Source organism: Miniimonas sp. S16, from assembly GCF_057748195.1.
In genome coordinates this window covers 666,456-684,302 of record NZ_CM173242.1, presented here as the reverse complement: position 1 = coordinate 684,302, position 17,847 = coordinate 666,456, and the positions used below count along the sequence as shown (strand labels likewise).

Here is a 17,847-nt window from a genome sequence, read left to right as displayed (position 1 = left end):
CGTCGGGGCCCGCTGTCCCGGCATGGTTCCGCTCGCGCAGGTGTAGGAGGAGCTACCCGACGACCCCGCGCCGCAGGCGCCACCGGGCGAGCAGCGCCAGCACGCCGGCCCCGCCGAAGGTCAGCAGGAGCTCCGCCAGCGAGAGCCAGAGCGGCCGCGCGGGCTTGGCCGGCACGAGCAGCAGCACCAGCGCCGCGGGGGCCGCGAAGAACCCGAGGATCAGCAGACCGCGCACGTGGGGACCGAACGCCCGCGTCGCGGCGGCTCGCCCCGGGGCGACCGTCTCCTGGTCGAGGCGGGGGAGCGGGTCGACGTCCTGGTCTGCCAACCCGAGCCCGGCGGCGCGCGCGAACTCCTCGAGCGCGTCGTACCGGCCGTTCGGCGTCCACTCGTGCGCGGGCAGCACGGCGCGCCAGCGCCAGCGCGAGTCGGCGAGGGCGAACCCCCACGTGCCCGAGGAGCGAAGCCGGACGAGCCGCACCACGCCGAGGTCGCCGTCGCTCGGACCGGGTACCCGCGTGACGTGGCCGGACCGGCTCGTGAGGACGAGGTCGGGCCCGCGCAGCTCGAGGTGAGGCGCGAACGGCCCCTTGCCCGCTCGGTAGCGCGCGGTCGCGGGCGCTCGCACGGCGAGGTCGCGAGCCCAGACCGCGAGCCACGCGACGTAGGGCTCGACCAGGGCCGCGAGCGTGAGCAGCAGGACGAGGACCTGGAACCAGCCGCGTCCGCCGCCGGGCCACACCACGAAGGGCGCCGCGAGCACGAGCCACGGCGCGAGCGCGCGCAGCGGCCAGGACCAGGTGAACCCGGGACCGAGATCGCGGTTCCACCAGCGCCCGCGCCAGCCGCGCCGCAGCGCCGCCCGACCCACGCTCGCCTCGCGGCCGCGGTACGGCGGCCGGTGCGGTGCGGGCCGGAGCATGCCGGCGGAGGAGTCGGCGTCGGGCGGGTGCGCCACGCCGCGGCGCAGCGGGACGCCGATCGTCGTCGCGCCGCGCGTCACCCCGACCGCCTCGAGCGCGAGCACGCCGCGCGCGGCGCCGAGCGGCACGTCGCCCAGGGTCGAGTCGACGAGCGCCTGGTCCACCACGGTCGTGGGCTGGCTCGCCCAGTCGGCGACGGCGAAGCTCGCCAGGGAGCGGCCGGCCGCGTCGAGCACGTGCACGGTCCCCAGCTCGTCGAGCTCGGGCACGCCGGCCCACCGCTCGTCCGGCGCGAGCGCCTCGGCGAGCGCGGAGCGCGCGGCGGGGGCGACCCAGAGCAGACCGCCGATCGGCTCGCTCTGGCCGATCGAGACCCGGCCGGCCGCCGTCGTGACCTCCACGCGACCCGGCGTGAACCGCACCCGGGCGGCTACGCTCGCGCGGCGGTAGGGCGCCGCCCGACCGCTCGCGTACAGCTCGACGTCGCCGCCGACGCCGGGCAGCTGTGGCGTGCTGGGTCGGTCGTCGGTCCAGCGGTGGGACACCACGACGTCCGCGATGCGCTCGATCCGGGACGCCGACGTCGTGAGCAGGGCCAGCGCCGGGAGCACCGCGGCGGCGCCGACGCCCCGCCGCGACGTCGCGGCGAGCCGGCGGACGTCCTCCGAGAGCGCGGCGAGCGCCGAGCGCAGCGTGCCGCGCAGGCCGTACAGCTCCTCGCGCGAGGTGGCCACGGGGTCGGCGAGCCGGGGGACCTCCTGGAGCACGGCGTCGAGGTCGAGCGCGGCACCCTGGCCACCCCCGGCGCCTGGTGCCCCCGCACCGAGCGCGCCCGGGCGCCACGGCAGCCGCGCGAACGAGGGCAGGTCCTCCACCCGCGTCTCCGACGTCATCCGCGAGGCGAGGTCGAGCTGCTCGCGCGCGTACGCGAACGCCTCGTGCAGGTCGCGGTCCTCGGCCTCGACGGCCGCGGCGGCGTCCTCGCAGGCCAGCTGGGCCGAGCGGAGCTCGTTGGCCGCGGCCGTCAGCGGGTCCTTGCCGGCCGCGAACAGCCGGGCGAGCATGGCCTGCTCGCCGGTCGCGATCCGGGGGACGCCCGCCGAGCCCAGCACCGGCGTCAGCGCGATGCGCGAGGCGAACCGGGTGCCGACGGCAGAGGCGCCGGGCGCCGAGCCCGACGCCGAACCCGGCGGCGCGGCGCCGCTCGGGCCGGCGCCGAACGGTCCGGGTACTGTCGGGTGCGTCGGAGCGGTCATCGGGGGCACCTTACCCGCGGGCCCCGGCGGCCCTGCGGCGTGCCGCACGGCACTCGCGCGCGGGCCGCTGCGCATTTGACCCGCTCGGCCTGGCCGCGTAACCTGGACCGTCGGCGCGAGCACGTCCAGTGTGCGCCGAAAAGCCCTAGCTGCTGCAGCCACCGGTGCCGCGCGTCCAGGACCTCATGGTCCGGCCCACGCGCCGCGGTGATGCGCAGCAGTTCCGATGAGGAGAGATGCAACGTGGTGTACGCGATCGTCAAGGCGGGTGGCCGTCAGGAGAAGGTGGCCGTCGGTGACATCGTCGTCGTGGACCGGGTGTCCGGCGACGTCGGTGACAAGATCGAGCTGACCCCCCTCCTCCTCGTCGACGGCGAGAAGGTCACCTCGGCGGCGAAGGACCTCGCCAAGGTGAAGGTCTCGGCCGAGATCGTTCGGGACGAGAAGGGCCCGAAGATCACCATCCTGAAGTTCAAGAACAAGACCGGCTACCGCAAGCGCCAGGGGCACCGTCAGAAGTTGACGCGCCTCAAGGTCACCGCGATCGCCTGAGCCGCACGGCTCCCAGAAGAAAGGGGTGTGCGTCATGGCACACAAGAAGGGCGCCAGCTCCTCGCGGAACGGCCGCGACTCCAACGCTCAGCGTCTCGGCGTCAAGCGCTACGGCGGCCAGGTCGTCAAGGCCGGCGAGATCATCGTCCGTCAGCGCGGCACGCACTTCCACCCCGGTGAGGGTGTGGGGCGCGGCGGCGACGACACGCTGTTCGCACTCCAGGCGGGTGCGGTGCAGTTCGGGACCCGGCGTGGTCGCCGGGTGATCGACGTCGTCGCCTGACCGATCGCTTCGATGCAGCTCCGCGAGGGGCGTACCGCGCCGCGGTACGCCCCTCGCGCATTTCCTGCCCTGCATCGTCCCGCACCACCCACCCCGCACCACCCCGCACCACCCGCCCCGCACCACCCTGAGGAGTAGTCGTGGTCTCGTTCGTCGACCGGGTCGTCCTGCACGTCGCAGGCGGTGACGGTGGGCACGGCTGCGCCTCCGTGCACCGGGAGAAGTTCAAGCCGCTCGGCGGCCCCGACGGAGCCAACGGCGGCGACGGGGGCGACGTCGTGCTCGAGGTCGACCCCCAGGTCACCACGCTGCTGGACTACCACCACCGTCCGCACCGCAGCGCGCAGTCCGGCGGTCAGGGGCGCGGCGACATGCGGCACGGCGCGAACGGCGACGACGTCGTTCTCGGCGTCCCCGACGGCACCGTGGTGCGGGCCCAGGACGGCACCGTGCTGGCCGACCTCGTCGGCGCCGGTGCCCGCTACGTCATCGCGCACGGCGGCCGCGGCGGCCTCGGCAACGCCGCCCTCGCCTCCCCCCGCCGCAAGGCCCCCGGCTTCGCGCTGCTGGGCGAGCCCGGCGAGGAGGTCGAGGTCGTCCTCGAGCTCAAGTCCGTCGCCGACGTCGCGCTGGTGGGCTTCCCGAGCGCCGGGAAGTCCTCGCTCATCGCCGCGATGAGCGCCGCGCGGCCCAAGATCGCCGACTATCCCTTCACCACGCTCGTGCCCAACCTCGGCGTCGTCCAGGCCGGGTCCGAGCGCTTCACCGTCGCCGACGTGCCCGGGCTCATCCCGGGCGCCAGCGAGGGCAAGGGCCTTGGCCTGGAGTTCCTGCGCCACATCGAGCGCTGCGCCGTCATCGTGCACGTGCTGGACTGCGCCACGCTCGAGCCGCGTCGCGACCCGATCACCGACCTCGACGTGATCTCCGCCGAGCTCGCCGCCTACGCGCCCGACCTCGACATCGCCGGCGGCCGCGTGCCGATCCTCGAGCGCCCGCAGCTCGTCGTGCTGCACAAGGTCGACGTGCCCGAGGCCAAGGAGCTCGCCGACTTCGTCAAGCCCGAGCTCGAGGCCCGCGGCCTGCGGGTCTTCGAGGTCTCCAGCGCCTCGCACGAGGGGCTGCGCCCGCTCACGTTCGCGCTCGCCGAGCTCGTCGCGCAGGCTCGCGCCGCCGAGCCGCCGCCCGCGCCCGCGCCCGTCGTGGTGCGCCCACGCGCGCACGGTGACGCGCTCTTCACGGTCACCAAGGTGAACACGCCCGACGGCGAGGCGTACCAGGTGCGCGGCGACAAGCCGGAGCGGTGGGTGCGTCAGACGGACTTCGCCAACGACGAGGCCGTCGGCTACCTGGCCGACCGGCTCGCGCGCCTCGGCGTGGAGGACCAGCTCGCCAAGGCCGGTGCGCTGCCGGGCGACACCGTGGTGATCGGCGCGCTCGTCGGCGGGGTCATCTTCGACTGGGAGCCCACGCTCAGCGCGGGCGCGGAGCTCCTCGCGCCGCGCGGCACCGACATCCGGCTGGAGGAGTCCGGCCGGCGCAACACGCGCGAGCGGCGCGAGCAGTACACCTCGCGGATGGACGCCAAGACCGCCGCGCGCGAGCAGCTCGCGGACGAGGCCGACCGCGGGGTGTGGACCGACGCGGACGACGCGTGAGCTCGCCGACGAAGGCCGTCGCGGTCACCGAGCCCGACGGAGCCACCGAGCCCGACGGAGCCACCGAGCCAGAAGGTGCCGACCGCTCGTCGCTCCTGCAGGCCCGGCGCGTCGTGGTCAAGATCGGCTCGTCCTCTCTGACCCAAGGCGGGGGTGCGCTCGATCCGGAGGCGGTGACCGCCGTCGCCGACGCGCTCGCCGCCCGGCGCACGGCCGGCACGCAGGTGGTCCTCGTGTCCTCCGGTGCGATCGCGGCCGGCATCACCCCGCTCGGCCTGCCGGCCCGGCCGCGTGACCTCGCCACCCAGCAGGCCGCTGCGAGCGTCGGCCAGGGCCTGCTCATGGCGCACTACACGCGCGCCTTCGCGGCGCACGGCCTCACGGTCGCACAGGTGCTGCTCACCGCGGACGACGTCGTGCGCCGCGGCCAGTACAAGAACGCCCAACGGGCGCTGGAGCGCCTGCTCGCGCTCGGCGTCGTGCCGATCATCAACGAGAACGACGCCGTGGCCACGGACGAGATCCGGTTCGGCGACAACGACCGCCTCGCCGCGCTCGTCGCGCACGTGGTGCAGGCCGACGCGCTCGTCCTGCTCACCGACGTCGACGCGCTCTACGACGGCCACCCCAGCCTGCCGACGTCGCGGCGGATCGCCGTCGTGGCCTCGGCGGCCGACCTCGACGGCGTCGTCGTCACCCAGCGCGGCAGCGGGGTGGGCACGGGCGGCATGACCACCAAGGTGACGGCCGCGCAGACCGCGACCGGAGCCGGGATCCCGACCCTCGTGGCCGGCGCCGCCCGGATCGCCGACGCGCTCACCGGCGCCGACGTCGGCACGTGGTTCCGCGCGACGGCGTCGCGTCCGCGGACCCGCCGGCTCTGGCTCGCGCACGCCGCGCACACGCGCGGCCGGCTCGTGCTCGACGACGGCGCGGTGCGCGCCATCACGCACGGCAAGCGGTCGCTGCTCGCGGCGGGCGTCGTGGGCGTGGAGGGGGCGTTCGAGGCGGGCGACCCCGTCGAGCTCGTGTCGCTCACAGGTGTCGTGGTCGCGCGCGGCCTCGTCGCGTACTCGAGCGAGGAGCTGCCCGAGCGGCTCGGCCGCACGTCGGAGCAGCTGCGGGAGCGGTTCGGCCACGGGCACGATCGCGAGGTGGTGCACCGCGACGACCTCGTCGTCGTCGCGCGGCGTCGCTGAGGCAAGGCTCAGCGACCCTCAGCCGACCTGGGAGTGCGGCCCCGTGCCGTGGTAGGTCCGGTCGACGTACACCAGCCGCGGGGCGCTGGGCTCGCCGTCGGGCGCGAGATCGTCGGCGAGCTCGAGCACGCTGGCGACCACGAGGTAGCTGCTGCCCGCGCGGACGCGCTCGTCGATCGCGATACGTGCCCACGCGTTGACATCGGCGAGCCGCGGCTCGCCCGTGGGCAGCCACGTCAGCGGGACGCCAGCGAAGCGGTCGATGCCGGGGGTCGCGAAGCGCGTCGAGAGCTGCGCGTGGTCGTGGGAGAGGAAGTGCACGACGGCGGAGCTCGCCTCGCGCAGCGCCGGCCACGACGAGGACACCTCCGTGATGGAGAACGCGAGCACGGCCGGGTCGGCGGACACCGAGATCACCGACGTCGCGGTGAAGCCGACGGGGGCGCCGTCGGGCCCCGCGAGGGTCACCACCGCGACCCCCGCGGGGTGCCGGCGGAACAGGTCCTTGAAGGTGCGCGGCGTCACGGAGCCGGACGCGGCGGGGGAGACGTCAGGGCTCACGGACGCACGGTCCTCGGTTCGGGGCAGGTCGAGGGTCACGTTGTCGACGCTAGGTCGATCCGGGCGCTCGCGGCGAGCGGACGTGACGGGTTCCACGATGTGGACACCGCCGTCGGGGTGATGGCCTTGCTCACCCTCGTGATGAGTTGACACGACAACCTCTCCGGCCTACCTTAGGGACACGGTCTCGAGTATCAGCGACAAGCCCCGGCTCGCTGGTCGGCAACCCTCCTCCTGCGGTGGGGTGCCCCGGGTGACGACCAGGTCCTGGCTACCTGCCCAGGGCAAGCGCTCGTCCGCTCCCGCGGAAGAACGAGGAATGAACACGATGGTCACGCGAGTGCAGAGCCCCTCTCCACTGCTTCCCGCCTCCTCCTCGATGATGTGTGGCACGCCCTGCGCGTGCATGTGTATGCGCTGACGGCGGCCGGAACGGGATCTTCTCCCACCAGCTGCTGGCCCACCAGAGCCAGCCTCCCGCCGTCGTGCCCCGGCCCGCGTTGCTCGCGGGCGCCCGACCTCGCCTCCTACGGCCCCGGTCGGCCACACATCACCCTGCTCGTGCAGAAGAGGACCACTCATGTCTGTCCAGAACCTCCCCACCCCCGCCGACAGCTCCAGCCCCGCCTTCACCGGCCGCCTGCTCCTCGGCGTCGACCTCACCACCACGGGCGCCAAGGCGCCCCTGCACCGCCGCAGCTCGGCCGGGACCGGCCAGCGCGTCTCGCTCGGTGACGTCGCCGACTACGTGGCGCTGTCGCGCGACGCCGGCGCCGAGCTTGTCACGTTCGGCGAGTCCTTCCGGCTTGACGACGCCCCCCGCAACGACGCCTGGCTCGACCCGGCCGTGATCGCCTCCCGCCTCGCCGCGGCGGGCCTGCTCGACGGCGGGCCGCGCGTGGTCTCGGCCCTGCCGGCCGGTTTCCTCGACCCGATGAGGCTCGCCCGCGCGATCGCCGGCATCCACGCCCGATCGGGCGGACGCGCCGGCTGGCAGCTGCCGACGTCGACGACGTCGGGCGGCGTGCACGCCGAGGTGCGTCGCGTGTGGTCGCTCACGCCCGAGGCCCGCACGGGCGGCCGCGCGCCGCTCCTGGTGACCGCGCCGACCGACCCGGCGACCGCCGTCGTGGCCGGTCGGTGGTCCGACGTGGTGCGCCTGCGCGTCACGGACGTGGCCGAGGCGCGCCGTCGCCGGCTTGCGATCCGCACGGCGGCCGAGCAGGCGGGTCGCAACCCCGACGACGTGCGCGTCGTGGTCGACGCCGTCACCGTGATCTCCGACGACGCCGCGAGCGCGCTGTTCCGCGCCGACCTGCTGCGCGACCTGGGCACCGTCGAGGGGCCCGAGCCGCTCACGGTGGCCGGGACGGGCCGCGGGGTCGCGGACGTGCTTCAGGAGTGGGTCGAGGCGGACGCGGCCGACGGCTTCGTGGTGCTGCCCGGCGCGCTGCCGACCGATGTCCTGGCGATCGCCGGATCGCTCGCCCCCGAGCTGCGCGAGCGTGGCCTGCTGGCGCCCGCTGACCCGGTGGTGGCCGAGGCGCGCGTCGGTGGTGCGGCGCTCTCGCTGCCCGAGCTCGTCTGAGGCGATCGCCTGGAAGCCGGAAGCCCCGCCACGATCGGTGGCGGGGCTTCCGCGGGAGGCCGCTCCGGCGCTAGCGGGCCTCTACCTCCGTCGACGACCGAGGCCGCCGACGGCGCTTCGCGGCTGTTCGGCCGCTCGACCAGTCTCGTCCGCGTCGGCGCCTCCCACGCGGGACGAAGGTCCCGTCGGCTCGTCTCGCCTCGTCTGGTCGACAGGCGGCGGGCGCGTCACAGGCACGGCCGGGGCACGGCCGGGGCACGGCCGGGGCGCTGCAGGGCACTGTGCGGCCAGACGTGCGAGACTGTGCGCTGGCCCTGCCCAGGGCACTGCGGAAGGAGACAGCATGGCGAGCTCGCTGGTGATCATGGCCGAGGCGGCCCACGAGTCGGCGTACCACAGCCCCTACCTGTACGGCGGAGTGGCGCTCGGCGTCCTGCTGTTCCTCCTCCTCGCGACCTACGCGTTCCGCAGCGTTGGCACGCGTCGCCGCTGAGGCGTCCGCGCACCGCGCCCGCGGCGGCACCGGTGCGCGACGCGCCCGCCGCCGCACGGGGATCATGGGTGGCACGTTCGACCCCGTGCACCACGGTCACCTCGTGGCCGCGAGCGAGGCGGCCGCCGAGTTCGGCCTCGACGAGGTCGTGTTCGTGCCGACCGGGCTGCAGCCGTTCAAGACCGACCGCCGCGTCGCACCCGCCGAGCACCGCTACCTCATGACCGTCATCGCGACGGCGTCCAACCCGACCTTCACGGTGTCCCGGGTCGACATCGACCGCGAGGGCACCACGTACACCGTGGACACGCTGCGCGACCTGCGCGCCGAGCGGCCCGAGGAGGAGTTCTTCTTCATCACGGGCGCCGACGCTCTGAGCCAGATCCTCACGTGGAAGAACGCCGAGGAGCTCTTCGAGGCGGCGCACTTCATCGGCGTGACGCGCCCGGGCCACGACCTCGACGGGCACGGACTCCCGGTCGACAAGGTCTCCCTGCTCGAGGTGCCGGCCATGGCGATCTCGTCGACGGCGTGCCGCGAGCGGGTCGAGCGCGGCAAGCCGGTCTGGTACCTCGTGCCCGACGGCGTCGTGCAGTACATCAACAAGCACCGGCTCTACCGCGTGGACGAGGGAGGCTAGCCATGAGCACCGAATCCCAGCCGACGGGGGAGCGACGGCGTCGTCGTCGCGCCGCACAGGCGGCCGCCGGGGACGGGTCGGGCGAGAACAGGGCGGTGGAGTCCGGCGCGGCTGCGGCTGCTGCGACTCCGAGCGCCGCGGCGTTTGCGCCCCCCGCCGGGGCCGGTCAGGCGGCGCCTGCAGCGGGCGAGGCGTCCGACCGGACCGAGCTGATGCCTGCGCTGTCCGACGAGACGGCGCCCGTCGAGCCGGTCGCGGCCGAGAGCGCGTCCTCCGCGAGCTCGGCCTCGAGCGGGCCTGCGACCGAGCCGCCCGCGAGCCGCACGCTGACGCGACGCGAGCTGCGGGAGCTGCGCGCGTCGGGCACGTCCGAGCAGGTCATCGCCGACCTCGCCGGCCAGGCGACGGGTGCCGGCACCGAGTCGGGCTCGAAGGGCTCAGCCTCCGGAGGCGGTCGGTCCGCCGCCGGCGCGACCTCGTCCGCCGCGGGCGCCGCGACGAAGCCCGACGCGCCGGCCGAGCCGAGCACGCCGTCGCGCCGCTCGATGCGTGACCGCCCGCCGCCCGCCCAGACCGCGGTGCCCGGGCGCGGCGAGCGCGTGCCCCCCGGCTTCCCGACCGTCCGGCCGCCGGCCTCTGCCCAGGGCGTGCGCAGCGTGGACGAGACCGGCGGGCTGTCCGAGGTCCGCCCGACGCGGTCCCAGGACTCCCCGGTCGAGGTGACCGGACCGCTGGACTGGCAGTCCAGCGTGACCACCGGGAACGCCGGCGTCGACGCCGCCAAGGCGGCGGAGTCGGAGGCGCCCGACGGCGAGGACTCGCCTCCGCCGCTGTCCGCGGCGCCGCAGCGCCGGTCCGTCCTGGGCGGGGCGAGCGCTACGCGAGGTGAGTCGTCGCGCGCGACGCTCGGTGCGCCGTCGTCCGTCCCGCCCTCGATCCCGCCGGCCTCCGCGTCGACTCCGGCGACGCCGTCGCTGTCCGACGCGACGGAGTCCACCGCCGCGGACGACGCCGAGGACGAGACGCTCCGTCCGCCCGTGTGGGAGCCCGTGCGCAGCGACGCGGGCGCCAGCGTGCCGACGCCCCCGCTGGCGCCACCCCCGTCGACCCGGAAGGCCTTCGGCGCCGCCGCCCCGGCCACGGAGAAGGCGGCTGACGCGGAGCACGCCGACGACGAGCCCCGACGCTCCTGGTGGTCCACCCCGGTGGGCTTCCTGCTGCTGGGGGTGCTCGGCGTCGGGCTCGGCGTGGCGCTGTTCCTCCTGCTGACCTGACCGCTCGCCTGACCGACCGACCCCGACCCACTCACTGCACGACCACCGTCGTCTCGCCCCGAGACCCGACAGACCGGAGCCGTTTTGACCGCATCGCCCACCGCCGTCGAGCTCACCGTCGCCGCAGCCCGCGCCGCCGCGGACAAGAAGGCCGAGGAGATCATCGCGCTCGACGTCTCGGAGCGGCTCGTGCTCACCGACGCGTTCCTTGTCGCCTCGGCGTCCACGGAGCGTCAGGTCGGCGCGATCGTGGACGGCATCGAGGAGGCGCTGCACGCGCGCGGAGTGAAGGCGCTGCGTCGTGAGGGCGTGGGGCAGAACCGCTGGGTGCTACTCGACTTCGGTGACCTCATCGCGCACGTCCAGCACAGCGAGGACCGCGAGTTCTACGCGCTCGAGCGGCTGTGGCGGGACTGCCCGGTGATCACGCTGCCGGACGACGTGCGCCACCCCGCACCGGCCGGTCCGGAGGCGTGACGGCCCGACGCGTCGTGCTCTGGCGGCACGGCCAGACCGACTACAACGTCGCGGGGCGACTGCAGGGCCAGGTCGACATCCCGCTGAACGAGACCGGTCGCGCGCAGGCGAAGCGGGCCGCGCGCATCGTGGCCGAGTTCCACCCCGCGCTCGTGGTGTCCTCGGACCTGTCGCGCGCGGTCGCGACGGCGCAGGCCGCCGCCGAGCTCCTGGGGCTCGACGTCGTGACGGACGAGCGGGTTCGCGAGCGCAGCTTCGGCACCTGGGAGGGCTTGCACGACACCGAGATCGCCGAGCGCTGGCCGGAGGAGAACGCGGCCTGGCGGGCCGGCGGCCACCCCGAGGGCGTGGGCGCGGAGACGCGCGGGGCGGTGGCCGCGCGGTTCGCCGCGGCCGTGCAGGAGCACGCCGAGATGCTCGACGGCGAGCAGACCCTTCTCGTGGTGGCGCACGGGGCGTGCATCGCGGTGGGGATCACGGCGCTGCTCGGGCTCGACGCCGACCAGTGGGCCGGCGTGCGTGGGCTGGGCAACTGCCACTGGAGCGTGCTCCAGGCGTCGCCGCGGGAGCCGCGGTGGCGGCTGGAGGCGCACAACATCGCGCCGTGAGGCGTGGTTCGAGGTGCTTCAGGGGCGGTCCGGGCCGCTGCTCGAGGGCTGCTGAGCCGCGCCGTTCCGCCGGTTTGGTCGATCGGGTTGCGGTCGCGTAAGATGGACGAGCCCTGCGGGGCACACCAGTCCGAGGGTCGCAAGGCCGGAGGCACGGGGCATTGGCGCAGTTGGTAGCGCGCTTCCATGGCATGGAAGAGGTCAGGGGTTCGAATCCCCTATGCTCCACATAACCGGTTACGTTCGAACCCTGCCCCGCTTCATCGTGGGTCAGGGTTCGAACGTTGTTGGGGCTGGTGTCGGTGGCCAGGATCGTGGCGATGGTCTGCACGGGCTCGGGGGTGACGTGTTCGGCGTCATCGATGGTGATCTTGGTGAACAGTGCCCGGTTGAGCATCCGGCGTTCGGCGGGTTCGGCTTTGGCGTAGAGGACTCCTAGGTCGGTGAGGATGTCGAGGATCGCGTCGAGTCCGATCTTCGCGTTGGTGTAGAGGGTGCCGAGTGAGTCGAGGCGGCTGTTGATTGCGTGGAGGCTGGCGCGGATGCGGTCTTGCTCGGTCTTGAGCAGGTCGATGGGGATCGCGTCGGCGTAGTGGGCTTGGAGCAGCTTGACCTGTTCGGCTTCGAGCTTGGCCTTCTGCGCGCTCAGGGTGGCTCGTTCGTCGGCGGACGCGGCAGCGAGAGTGTCGAACACGCGCCCGAGCACGCTCTTGATTCGGGTGGCCTCGTCGGCGGTGACGCCTTGCTGCTGGTAGGCGTGGGTGATGTGGTCCTCGACGCGGTAGACGAGGATGGCGCTGCGCTGGCAGGTGTTGCGCTTGAGGCGTCGTCCGGTGCAGGTGAAGTAGTCGTAGGCGATGCCCTGGTGGTTGCGGGGCCGTTCGTACATGAGCCGCTTGCCGCAGCTGCAGTAGATCGACCCTTTCAGGTAGTGGTCGTACTTCTGGGGCTTGTCACCGACCACGTTGTTCTGACGCAGGATCGTCCGGACCCGATCGAATGTCTCTGGGGTGACCAGCGGCTCGTGGGTGCCGGGGTAGGTGACCTCGCGGTAGGTGACGATGCCCTGGTAGTAGGGGTTGGTCAGGATGGTGTGCAGCAGCTTCGTGGTGACGGGCTTTGCTGGGAACGACGGTGTGGGCCGGGTGGTCAGGCCCCGGGTCTCCAGCTCGCGGGCGAGCGTGGAGAGTGACCAGTTCCCGCTGGCGTAGGCGGTGAATGCGAATCGGATCAGTTCGGCCCGATCCGGGTCGAGTGCGATGTCGCGTATCTCGTGGCCTTTGGCGTCGATGGTGCGGATGTTGAGGTAGCCGATGGGCGCCTTGTTCGGGGTACCACCGAGGGATGCCTTCTGGACGAGACCCTTGGTGACCTCTTGGGCGAGGTTCAGGGAGTAGAACTCGGCGATGGAGGCCAGGGGCCTGACCCCGGATCTTGGACACGCTGAATCCGGCACCTGGTGCTGGGGAAGCGAGATGATCCGAGAATCATGGCCAGGAAGAACTACTCGGAGGAGTTCCGTCGTCAGGCCGTCGACTTGTACGAGTCCACCCCGGGCGCCACGGTCGGCGGCATCGCCGAGGACCTCGGCATCGTGCGCGGCACGCTGCGGCACTGGCTCGAGGTCTACGGGACCGGCAAGAAGACCGCCGCTGACGGGACACTGACCTCTAGCCCACTGCAGTCCAAGAAGCCCTCGTCCGCGAGCTCGTCGGCGCCGGCCGGTGAGACCCCGGAGCAGAAGATCGCCCGACTCGAAGCGAGGGTCGACGAGCTCGAGAACGAGACCACCAAGCTGACCACCGAGCGGGAGATCCTCCAGCGGGCGGCCAAGTATTTCGCCGGGGAGACGCGCTGGTGAGTCGCTTCCAGTTCGTCGCCGACAACTCCGCCACCTTCGAGGTGAAGCGACTGTGCGAGCTCGTGGAGATCGAGCGCTCGTCCTACTACGCCTGGCTCAAGGCAGCCCCGGCCCGAGAAGCCAGAGCAGCTGCGGACGCCGAGCTGGCGGAGCGGATCAGGGCCGTGCACGCCGAGGACAACACCTGCGGAGCGCCCCGGATCACCGCCGAGCTCAACGACAACACGGCTGCCGGTGAGCGGGTCAACCACAAGCGCGTCGCTCGAGTGATGCGGCTTGAGGGCATCCGCGGCTACGTGAAGAAGCGCCGGGTGCGGACCACGATCCCCGAGCCGTCGGGACAGAAGTACCCCGACCTGCTCAGGCGCGACTTCACCGCCGAGCGCCCCAATGAGCGCTACGTCGGGGACATCACCTACCTGCCGCTGGCCGATGGCACGAACCTGTACCTGGCGAGCGTCATCGACTGCTACAGCCGACGACTCGCCGGGTGGGCGATCGCCGACCACATGCGCACCGAGCTCGTCGAAGACGCGCTCAAGGCTGCCGCCGCGACCCGGGGCAGCCTCAAGGGTGCGATCTTCCACAGCGACCACGGGTCGGTCTACTGCTCGAAGGACTACGCCAAGCTGTGCCGCAAGCTCGGTGTCACCCAGTCGATGGGTGCCGTCGGGTCCTCGGCCGACAACGCCTTGGCGGAGTCGTTCAACGCCACGATGAAGCGCGAGGTCCTCCAGGACGCCGCATGCTGGAGTGACGAGCCGACCTGCCGCCGGCAGGTCTTCCACTGGCTCGTGCGCTACAACACCCGCCGCCGTCACACCTGGTGCGGCTACCTGTCCCCGTCCACCTACGAGGCCCGCCGGGCCGCTACGCTGCCGACCGCCGCGTAATCACACCCCGTGTCCAACATCCGGGGGTAGGGCCCGAGGGCGCGTACTTGGCCGTGATGACTGGCATCGGTGTGGCCGGTAACGAGCGCGATCGCCACATCCTCGCCGGCGAGGAAGCCGTGACCACCGTCGATCGGCACGGGCTCGGCCCTCCGCGCCATCGTGGTTGGTTCCGGCTGTGCGGTCGGTGGCTGCCGACGGGAGCGGCGCGTGGCGGGCAGGATGTCGGTGAACGTGCTCCCGTCACTCTCATGCACCGTGACCCGTACCGGCACCTGACGTTCGCGGGTGGCGTGGTCGATGATCCGTGCGAACCCAGCCCGCCGCCATGGCCCTGCCCCAACCGGCGGTGTGACCGGCTGGCCGTCGAGGAGAGCGGTCATCGTGCCGTCGGCACGCACATCCAGGACAAGCTGCGGCATCGACACCGGGACGGCGGGAGCGGCAGCATGATGGGGTTGCTTCATGTCCGCCAGGTGCGCCCACACCGCCCGGGACCGAGCCTGTTGTCAGGTGCCTGTCTCTACTATTGCGGGTTCCTCATGTTCCCGCTCTGCCAGCGGTAGAGAGGGAGCAACCCGTTCAGGTCGCGGTGCGGGTGTGCGCGGCGCGGAGCCCGTTGAGGATGACGATGACCTCGGCGATCTCGTGGACCAGCACGACGGCGGCGAGGCCGAGGACGCCGAACAGTGCCAGCGGGAGCAGCCCTGTGATGATCAGCAGTGACAGGATGATGTTCTGGTTGATGATGCGCCTGCCGCGGCGGGCATGGGCGAACGCGCGTGGGATGAGGCGCAGGTCATGGCCGGTGAACGCGACGTCGGCGGACTCGATTGCCGCGTCCGATCCGGTGGCGCCCATTGCGATGCCGATGTCAGCGGCGGCGAGTGCGGGGGCGTCGTTGATGCCGTCCCCGATCATCGCCACAAGCCCGGCTCCGGCCAGCTTGCTGATCGCGTCGGCCTTGTCTTCCGGCCGCAGCTCGGCGCGCACATCCTCGATACCGGCCTGGGCGGCGAGGGCTCGGGCAGTGCGGGTGTTGTCGCCGGTGAGCATCGTTACCGCGACTCCCTGACCGGCGAGGGTGCGGATCACTTCGGGTACTTCCGGGCGCAGCTCGTCGCGTACCCCGATCGCGCCGACCGGCTGATCGCGGCGGTGGATGACCACAACGGTCATTCCCTGCCGCTCCAGTTCCGCTACCTGACTGGCGAGGGCTCCGGGGTCAAGCCATCGGGGGCTGCCGACGGTGATCGTCGCGGCGTCGATGACGCCAGTCATGCCGTGCCCGGCCTGCTCAGACACGTCGACGGCAGCAGGGGCGCAGGGAGCGTTCTGGGTGATCGCGGCGGCGAGCGGGTGGGTGCTGTGCTGTTCCAGCCCGGCCGCCCAGCCGAGCACCTCGGCCTCGGACGCAGTCTCGGTGGTGAGCACGGCGGTGACGGTGGGCTGGTTGCGGGTCAGGGTGCCGGTCTTGTCCACGGCGACGTGGCGGATCACGCCGAAGCGCTCGAAGGCCGCGCCGGACTTGATGATCACCCCGAACTTGCTCGCGGAGCCGATCGCGGCGACCACGGTGAGCGGCACCGAGATCGCCAGCGCACAGGGAGATGCGGCGACCAGCACGACTAGTGCGCGGGTGATCCACAGCTCTGGGTCTCCGAGCAGCGACCCGATCAGTGCGACCAGGGCGGCGAGGATCAGCACGCCGGGCACGAGCGGGCGAGCGATCTGGTCCGCGAGGCGGGCGCGGTCGCCCTTCTCGGCCTGCGCCTGCTCGACCAGCTCCACGATCGTGGTCAGCGAGTTGTCCGTGCCCGCCGCGGTCGCCTCGACCTCCAGTACGCCGGCGGTGCTGATCGCCCCAGCCGACACGGTGTCGCCGGGTTCGACCTCTACCGGGATGGATTCGCCGGTGATCGCTGAGGTGTCCAGGCTGGAGCGTCCTGCGCGCACGACCCCGTCCGTCGCGATCCGCTCACCCGGACGCACCAACAGAAGCTGGCCGACCGCCAGGTCTTTCGCGGCGACCTCGACCGCAGTCCCGCCGCGTCGGATCGTGGCGGTCTCAGGGACGAGTTTCAGCAGTGCCCGCAGGCCGCCGCGGGCGCGGTCCATCGCCTTATCCTCCAAGGCTTCGGCGATCGAGTAGAGGAACGCCAGCGCGGCAGCCTCCTCGATATATCCGAGGAACACCGCACCGATCGCGCTGATCGTCATCAGCAGACTGATCCCGAGCTTGCCCTTCAACACCTTGCGGATCGCGCCCGGCGTGAACGTCGAGGCACCCGCCAAGAGCCCTGCCCAGAACAGCGCCAGGGCGGGAATCTCCGCCCCGGACCACTCACAGATCAGGCCCGCGAGGAGCGCCAGGCCCGAGAACGCCGGCAGCAGGATCTCCCGATCCTTCCACCACGGCCCGTCATGGTCGTCATCGTCGTCGTCCAGATCGACGCCCTCGACCTGTGACCCCGTAACTGCGCTCACGCGCCCGCTCCCGGTTCGCAGCAGCCCGCGACCTGGCAGGCCGGGTTGATGCACGGCGCCTGCTCATCGACGGCGAGCGTCACCTCGACCAGCGCGTTCAGCGCCGCCGCCAGGTGTGGGTCGGCAATCACATACCGCGTCTGTCGGCCCTCCGGCTCGGCCACTACGATGCCGCAATCGCGCAGACAAGTCAGATGGTTCGATACGTTTGAGCGCGTCAGACCCAGGTTCCGCGACAGCACCGCCGGATAGCTCGGCCCCTCCAACAGGCTCATCAGAATCCGAGAACGTGTGGGATCGGCCATCGCCCGGCCCAGCCGGTTCATCACATCCAACCTCGAAGCAATAGTCAGCATGTGGTGACTATACAGCGAAAGCTGAATGAATGATGCGCACGCCCAGGGCAAGGGCATGGTCTCGCCCAGCTTGCCTGTTCCACAACCATCCCGGGAGTGCGCCACCTCCACCTAGCCCGAGACCGGCGGTGAGTAGTCAGGCTCCCGAGCTTTCCGAACGAGAAGCCCGGAACCTGGGCGGCTTCGCCGGGGTCCATCTGCTGCCAACCGGGAATGTCGAGCAGCCCGCGCGGGCTCGGGTAGTTGGGACCGTCCGGGCCGCCAAAGAACGCGCGGGCCTGGTAGTTGGAGTCCATGAGTTCTGCGACGGTGCCCCAGCCGGATTGCGGGCGCATCTGGAAGAGGCCGAGGGAGTCGTGGTCGCCGCCGTTGCCGTCGTTGGGGTAGTTCGCCGATTCGGGGTAGGCGCCGGTGTTCGTGAGCATCCGCAACGTTGACTCGGTGAGCGCTGCCATCAGCGCGACCTTGACGCCGGGACGGCCACCCCCTCGATTCCACCGCCGACGGTGATGATGGTGGCCGCGTGGGTGAGCTGCTGACGATTGAGCGTGAAGGTCTCGCCGTTCGCGGTGGTCACTCGGAGTTGGTCGGGGATGTTCCCGACGATGATCCCGGTACCAGCCCCAGTCGCGCACGCGGCAGCGGCGGGGTTCATCAGTACCGCAACGCTCAGCAGCAGGATCGTCGGCCCGAACAGCATCAGGATCACCGCGGTGATGGCCGTCTTCTTCATCATCG

16 protein-coding genes, 1 tRNA gene, 2 pseudogenes and 1 riboswitch are annotated in these 17,847 nt (G+C 72.4%); of the genes and pseudogenes, 12 read left to right on the top strand and 7 right to left on the bottom strand.

Features of this window, described 5'->3' with window-relative positions:
• Positions 1–52 precede the first annotated feature (52 nt).
• Positions 53–2,179, bottom strand: coding sequence for a hypothetical protein (locus AC3AQ1_RS03115; protein WP_108717778.1), 2,127 nt, complete (start codon positions 2,177–2,179; stop codon positions 53–55).
• A 243-nt stretch (positions 2,180–2,422) separates the two neighbouring features.
• On the opposite strand from AC3AQ1_RS03115, the gene rplU reads away from it, so the two are divergent.
• The 4 genes from rplU to proB all read left to right on the top strand — a co-directional run bounded on the left by rplU (position 2,423) and on the right by proB (position 5,871).
• A complete protein-coding gene (gene rplU, locus AC3AQ1_RS03110; protein ID WP_234417709.1) occupies positions 2,423–2,731 on the top strand; it encodes a 50S ribosomal protein L21 in 309 nt (102 codons plus the stop codon).
• Positions 2,732–2,765: 34 nt separating this feature from the next.
• A complete protein-coding gene (gene rpmA, locus AC3AQ1_RS03105; protein ID WP_108717776.1) occupies positions 2,766–3,014 on the top strand; it encodes a 50S ribosomal protein L27 in 249 nt (82 codons plus the stop codon).
• A 140-nt stretch (positions 3,015–3,154) separates the two neighbouring features.
• The gene (gene obgE, locus AC3AQ1_RS03100; RefSeq protein ID WP_108717775.1) at positions 3,155–4,672 is read left to right on the top strand and encodes a GTPase ObgE; all 1,518 of its coding nucleotides are present in this window, start codon (positions 3,155–3,157) and stop codon (positions 4,670–4,672) included.
• Entirely contained in the window at positions 4,669–5,871 is a 1,203-nt protein-coding gene (gene proB, locus AC3AQ1_RS03095; RefSeq protein ID WP_108719938.1) for a glutamate 5-kinase, read from the top strand. The genes obgE and proB overlap by 4 nt, the downstream gene beginning before the upstream one ends.
• A gap of 18 nt (positions 5,872–5,889) precedes the next feature.
• Here the strand turns inward: proB and AC3AQ1_RS03090 are convergent, their stop codons facing one another.
• Positions 5,890–6,471 carry a flavin reductase family protein gene (locus tag AC3AQ1_RS03090; protein ID WP_234417708.1) on the bottom strand — a complete coding sequence of 194 codons (582 nt, stop codon included), beginning with the start codon at positions 6,469–6,471 and terminating at the stop codon, positions 5,890–5,892.
• 144 nt (positions 6,472–6,615) lie between these two features.
• A riboswitch (SAM riboswitch) is annotated at positions 6,616–6,729 on the top strand.
• A 283-nt stretch (positions 6,730–7,012) separates the two neighbouring features.
• Here AC3AQ1_RS03090 and AC3AQ1_RS03085 point away from each other — a divergent pair.
• The 7 genes from AC3AQ1_RS03085 (at position 7,013) to AC3AQ1_RS03055 (ending at position 11,740) form a co-directional block, all read left to right on the top strand.
• Positions 7,013–8,020 (top strand): LLM class oxidoreductase, encoded by a 1,008-nt coding sequence (locus tag AC3AQ1_RS03085; RefSeq protein WP_108717774.1) that lies wholly within the window; start codon positions 7,013–7,015, stop codon positions 8,018–8,020.
• A gap of 343 nt (positions 8,021–8,363) precedes the next feature.
• Positions 8,364–8,513, top strand: coding sequence for a hypothetical protein (locus AC3AQ1_RS03080; RefSeq protein ID WP_180359726.1), 150 nt, complete (start codon positions 8,364–8,366; stop codon positions 8,511–8,513).
• 64 nt (positions 8,514–8,577) lie between these two features.
• On the top strand, positions 8,578–9,153 hold the full coding sequence (nadD, locus tag AC3AQ1_RS03075; protein WP_234417905.1) for a nicotinate-nucleotide adenylyltransferase: 576 nt from the start codon (positions 8,578–8,580) through the stop codon (positions 9,151–9,153).
• Positions 9,154–9,155: 2 nt separating this feature from the next.
• Positions 9,156–10,427, top strand: a complete 1,272-nt coding sequence (locus AC3AQ1_RS03070) for a hypothetical protein (RefSeq protein WP_159096357.1) — start codon at positions 9,156–9,158, stop codon at positions 10,425–10,427.
• Positions 10,428–10,511: 84 nt separating this feature from the next.
• Positions 10,512–10,904, top strand: coding sequence for a ribosome silencing factor (gene rsfS, locus AC3AQ1_RS03065; RefSeq protein WP_108717771.1), 393 nt, complete (start codon positions 10,512–10,514; stop codon positions 10,902–10,904).
• A complete protein-coding gene (locus AC3AQ1_RS03060; protein ID WP_108717770.1) occupies positions 10,901–11,512 on the top strand; it encodes a histidine phosphatase family protein in 612 nt (203 codons plus the stop codon). The genes rsfS and AC3AQ1_RS03060 overlap by 4 nt, the downstream gene beginning before the upstream one ends.
• Positions 11,513–11,667: 155 nt before the next feature.
• Positions 11,668–11,740, top strand: a tRNA-Ala gene (locus tag AC3AQ1_RS03055).
• A gap of 799 nt (positions 11,741–12,539) precedes the next feature.
• Here AC3AQ1_RS03055 and AC3AQ1_RS03050 read toward each other — a convergent pair.
• Positions 12,540–12,968: pseudogene (locus AC3AQ1_RS03050) on the bottom strand (recombinase family protein); the annotation flags it as partial.
• Positions 12,969–13,001: 33 nt separating this feature from the next.
• Between AC3AQ1_RS03050 and AC3AQ1_RS03045 the strand changes: the two are divergent.
• Positions 13,002–14,266, top strand: a protein-coding gene (locus AC3AQ1_RS03045) for an IS3 family transposase (RefSeq protein WP_108717362.1) whose coding sequence is annotated in 2 segments (ribosomal slippage) — positions 13,002–13,353 and positions 13,353–14,266 — 1,266 coding nt in all. Because the reading frame shifts where the segments join, the coding sequence is not laid out codon by codon here.
• Here the strand turns inward: AC3AQ1_RS03045 and AC3AQ1_RS03040 are convergent.
• From AC3AQ1_RS03040 to AC3AQ1_RS03025, 4 genes and pseudogenes are all read right to left on the bottom strand, one after another.
• Positions 14,224–14,733 (bottom strand): hypothetical protein, encoded by a 510-nt coding sequence (locus AC3AQ1_RS03040; protein ID WP_199916518.1) that lies wholly within the window; start codon positions 14,731–14,733, stop codon positions 14,224–14,226. The genes AC3AQ1_RS03045 and AC3AQ1_RS03040 overlap by 43 nt on opposite strands.
• Positions 14,734–14,848: 115 nt before the next feature.
• Positions 14,849–16,753 (bottom strand): heavy metal translocating P-type ATPase, encoded by a 1,905-nt coding sequence (locus AC3AQ1_RS03035; protein WP_234417705.1) that lies wholly within the window; start codon positions 16,751–16,753, stop codon positions 14,849–14,851.
• Entirely contained in the window at positions 16,750–17,109 is a 360-nt protein-coding gene (gene cmtR / locus AC3AQ1_RS03030) for a Cd(II)/Pb(II)-sensing metalloregulatory transcriptional regulator CmtR (protein ID WP_108717769.1), read from the bottom strand. Before cmtR ends, AC3AQ1_RS03035 begins: the two co-directional genes overlap by 4 nt.
• Positions 17,110–17,282: 173 nt before the next feature.
• Positions 17,283–17,845, bottom strand: a pseudogene (locus AC3AQ1_RS03025) (M23 family metallopeptidase); the annotation flags it as partial.
• Between the last annotated feature and the right edge of the window lie 2 nt (positions 17,846–17,847).

What these genes read in the sequence shown, in the direction of transcription:
- AC3AQ1_RS03070 (WP_159096357.1), top strand. Translation starts at nt 9,156, where the DNA reads ATGAGCACCGAATCCCAGCCGACGGGGGAGCGACGGCGTCGTCGTCGC.
- AC3AQ1_RS03085 (WP_108717774.1), top strand. Translation starts at nt 7,013, where the DNA reads ATGTCTGTCCAGAACCTCCCCACCCCCGCCGACAGCTCCAGCCCCGCC.
- cmtR (WP_108717769.1), bottom strand. Translation starts at nt 17,109, where the DNA reads ATGCTGACTATTGCTTCGAGGTTGGATGTGATGAACCGGCTGGGCCGG.
- AC3AQ1_RS03080 (WP_180359726.1), top strand. Translation starts at nt 8,364, where the DNA reads ATGGCGAGCTCGCTGGTGATCATGGCCGAGGCGGCCCACGAGTCGGCG.
- AC3AQ1_RS03040 (WP_199916518.1), bottom strand. Translation starts at nt 14,733, where the DNA reads ATGAAGCAACCCCATCATGCTGCCGCTCCCGCCGTCCCGGTGTCGATG.
- rpmA (WP_108717776.1), top strand. Translation starts at nt 2,766, where the DNA reads ATGGCACACAAGAAGGGCGCCAGCTCCTCGCGGAACGGCCGCGACTCC.
- AC3AQ1_RS03115 (WP_108717778.1), bottom strand. Translation starts at nt 2,179, where the DNA reads ATGACCGCTCCGACGCACCCGACAGTACCCGGACCGTTCGGCGCCGGC.
- nadD (WP_234417905.1), top strand. Translation starts at nt 8,578, where the DNA reads ATGGGTGGCACGTTCGACCCCGTGCACCACGGTCACCTCGTGGCCGCG.